This is a genomic window from Synechococcus sp. MU1655 (assembly GCF_023630655.1).
Lineage (GTDB): Bacteria > Cyanobacteriota > Cyanobacteriia > PCC-6307 > Cyanobiaceae > Synechococcus_C.
On record NZ_JAKUHK010000243.1, the window covers coordinates 1 to 2,995 of the forward strand.

Consider the following 2,995-nt stretch of genomic DNA (forward strand, 5'->3'; position numbering starts at 1 on the left):
GTTTTGTTGATTGCTCGACTGCCTGAGAGCAAGATCACAACCGGTGTGCGTTAGCTCATGACATCAGATGGACCTGTTCACTGACTACGAATTCAGATCCATGCGCGTAGCGCACATTGACTGGAACACCAGCTTGACAAAGGGGGCATTCATCAGCGGGCCAGGAGGGAAGGAGTATTTCATCTAAAAAAATGAAATTCTCAACCCCAAGATCTGCCGCCCCTACATTGCCCCTATTCACATACGCCGCAATGCCGATCGGATGGCCGCCTGATTGAACGACTGCCTCACAGGTAAGACGAACTGAAAACCCAGTATTAACAACATCATCAACAATCAACACAGATTGACCTCGAATAATCTCATCGTATCCACGCTTAATCTCAAACTTTTCTGTTTTTCCTGTCTTACCAAGCAGACGCTCCGCAAATACGCAACGAGTCTTAAGCGCCAAAGCTACATATTGAGCACAAATAACACCGCCAATAGCAGGGCCACAAATCACGTCAGGCCTGAAGCCTTGATCTCGAATTTCTTCACCCAAAAGTTGACCAAGCTGATGGGCAAGTTCCGGCCTTAAGTTAATAAGATCCTTAGCAACCCATCCGGAGCCATGATCTCCTGAAGCATACACAAAGTGGTCATTTTCGATCAGCGTTCCACTTGATTCGAGGATTTGTCTTGTCATTTCCTGTCTCTGCTTCGCAGACATCGCAACGATGAATTAACCACTACCGACAGGTTGGCAAAACCCACATGGATGCTTCCCTGGTTCACAAATGGAAATGCGTCCAAGTCCATCACCCATTTGGGTGAGAGCAGACACCGACCAATGGTTCATCCGTTGATGCACTCATGTTGGCGCTGACCTGCCATCAAACTGAAACCATCTAAACCAGAGTTCATGGCCAGCATCGAACCCAGCAAGCTCGATCGCATGAAACGCAGCTTTGGCAGCGATGCAGCACTTGATGAAGTGTTCATCGTGCTGAGTATCGGCGCGGGACTCATCGCAACTCTGGGTTTACTCGCCAACAGCCCCGCCGTCGTGATCGGCGCGATGGTCGTGGCTCCATGGATCATGCCGCTAAGAGCTGCCGCTTTTGCCGTGCTCTTTGGCGACATTCCCCTACTCACCCGTTCCTTGCGGACGTTGATGGTGGGCGTATGCGCTACCGCTGTCCTATCCATGGCGCTGGGGAAGCTGGCCGGATTGCCTCATTTCGGCTCGGAAGTCGAAGCGCGGATATCGCCAAACCTTCTCGACTTAGGGATCGCCCTTGTGGCCGGTGGACTGGCCACGTACGCCAAGCTTCGCAGTGATGCCGTGAGCTCACTTGCAGGAACGGCCATTGCAGTTGCGCTCGTACCACCTGTCTGTGTGATGGGACTTCTTCTATCCCATGCGGATTGGGAAGACGCATTGGGAGCTGGCCTCCTATTTGCCACCAACCTTCTTGGAATTTTGACCGGCGGATTGGTCTTAATGGCCTGCAGAGATTCCTACTTTCGCCAAGAACTCAGGCGAAGCCAGTTAGGAGCAGCAAGCTTTGCACTCACCGGTTTATTGCTGATTCCGCTTGGGACAAGTTTTATCAATCTCCTTGTCCAAGCGAAAAACGAAAATACACGCGAATCAGTGGAAAAGACCATTGCACAATTTCTAACACGGGGGACCTTAACCTTTGGCGACAAAAAGAAGATTGACATCGAGAAAGTAGACATTGACTGGGGTCAAAACCCACCTGTCATCCGAGTGATCGTGCGTGTTGCAGACCCAGAGCGTCCAACATTCAAACAAGTTTCAGCCGTTCAAGAAGAAATCAATAAACGGCAAGATGTTCGTTTTCGACTTGTCGTGGAACGCACAGCTGTTGACATCGTCGGCCCCAAAGAACAGCCCAACATTCAAGGTCCTTCCTCTAAACAACTCATCGATGCACACACAAAGACTCAGCCATTGAAGGACACAAAACCCGCTGATAAAATGAGACCTCTCAGAGAAGGACTCATAATCGAGAAATTACCTTTTCTCGACAATATGCAATCACAAAAGGAGGACAATAAAAACATTCTCAACTCAACAATTGAACCTGAGGCAATCAAGGCACCAGAACTGCCTCTTGACAGTCAAACTCCGGATCAAACCCTGGATTAATTTCGATCAAGTCATGAAACTGTTCTGAGCTTGAAGGCGAGCAGCCACAAGAAATTCTTGAACATTTTCAATCTGAACAGGGAGCTCTCGACCTGCTTCGACATCGCGATAGAGATCTGCCATACTCCATGCCGCACTGCGCTGATCCTCCTGGAACCGAGGGATGAGATGCAGGTGAAGATGGCGTGCGCCCTCACCAAAAGCGATGGCATAAACCCTGTCGCAACCAGTGAGGTACTGAATCAACCGTGATGCTTTTTGAACCACCTTGCCCCATTCACGTGCTTCCTCATCCACAAAATCGATCGGACCCGCAATATGACGACGGGCATCCAGCAAGCACCATCCCAGCAAAGGGGACGGATCGGGATGATGACGCAGCAGCCATAGAGGATTACGCCAAATTTCCACCTCGGAAAGACGGTCTACATCGGAGTGAAGTGCACAAATAGCGCAGCCTTCCATGCAAACAGGTAAATCACGAGAAGCTGCTCGATCCGGATTGGATGCCATGCAGTCATGACTGAGATCCACTCATCATCCAATCCTCTGGACATGGGCGTCATGGCTAAATCGTTGCTGCGAACACCAGCGAGCCCACCCAGCGAGACTGACACCTCAAGAACAGGGCTGTGTGGTTGATCTCCAACCACCCCTAATGCTCAAGGCCCATCCATTCGGCTCCTAGCTGTTGTGCTGGATCATGAATCCACCGTCAACCAGCAGCATTGAGCCGGTGATAAAAGCTGCCTGATTGGACAGCAACCAGATCACCGCGTTGGCAACATCGCTCGTCGAAGCCATCCGACCCAGGGGGTGCAGCGCAGAGGCCCTCTC

At 50.8% G+C, this 2,995-nt stretch carries 4 protein-coding genes; 1 reads left to right on the top strand and 3 read right to left on the bottom strand.

Features of this window, described 5'->3' with window-relative positions; all coding sequences use genetic code 11:
- Positions 1–55 precede the first annotated feature (55 nt).
- Positions 56–712 carry a phosphoribosyltransferase family protein gene (locus tag NCN04_RS10055; RefSeq protein ID WP_084764072.1) on the bottom strand — a complete coding sequence of 219 codons (657 nt, stop codon included), beginning with the start codon at positions 710–712 and terminating at the stop codon, positions 56–58.
- A gap of 192 nt (positions 713–904) precedes the next feature.
- Here NCN04_RS10055 and NCN04_RS10060 point away from each other — a divergent pair, with 192 nt between their 5' ends.
- On the top strand, positions 905–2,158 hold the full coding sequence (locus NCN04_RS10060; protein ID WP_250396002.1) for a DUF389 domain-containing protein: 1,254 nt from the start codon (positions 905–907) through the stop codon (positions 2,156–2,158).
- Between the two features lie 6 nt (positions 2,159–2,164).
- Here the strand turns inward: NCN04_RS10060 and NCN04_RS10065 are convergent, their stop codons facing one another.
- Both NCN04_RS10065 and NCN04_RS10070 read right to left on the bottom strand, forming a co-directional pair.
- Entirely contained in the window at positions 2,165–2,671 is a 507-nt protein-coding gene (locus tag NCN04_RS10065) for an HIT family protein (RefSeq protein WP_250396003.1), read from the bottom strand.
- 171 nt (positions 2,672–2,842) lie between these two features.
- On the bottom strand, positions 2,843–2,980 hold the full coding sequence (locus tag NCN04_RS10070; RefSeq protein WP_284498707.1) for an SDR family oxidoreductase: 138 nt from the start codon (positions 2,978–2,980) through the stop codon (positions 2,843–2,845).
- Positions 2,981–2,995: the final 15 nt, after the last annotated feature.

Bases quoted from the DNA above. Each gene is read 5' to 3' on its own strand.
- NCN04_RS10060 (WP_250396002.1), top strand. From the start codon at position 905: ATGGCCAGCATCGAACCCAGCAAGCTCGATCGCATGAAACGCAGCTTT.
- NCN04_RS10055 (WP_084764072.1), bottom strand. From the start codon at position 712: ATGTCTGCGAAGCAGAGACAGGAAATGACAAGACAAATCCTCGAATCA.
- NCN04_RS10065 (WP_250396003.1), bottom strand. From the start codon at position 2,671: ATGGCATCCAATCCGGATCGAGCAGCTTCTCGTGATTTACCTGTTTGC.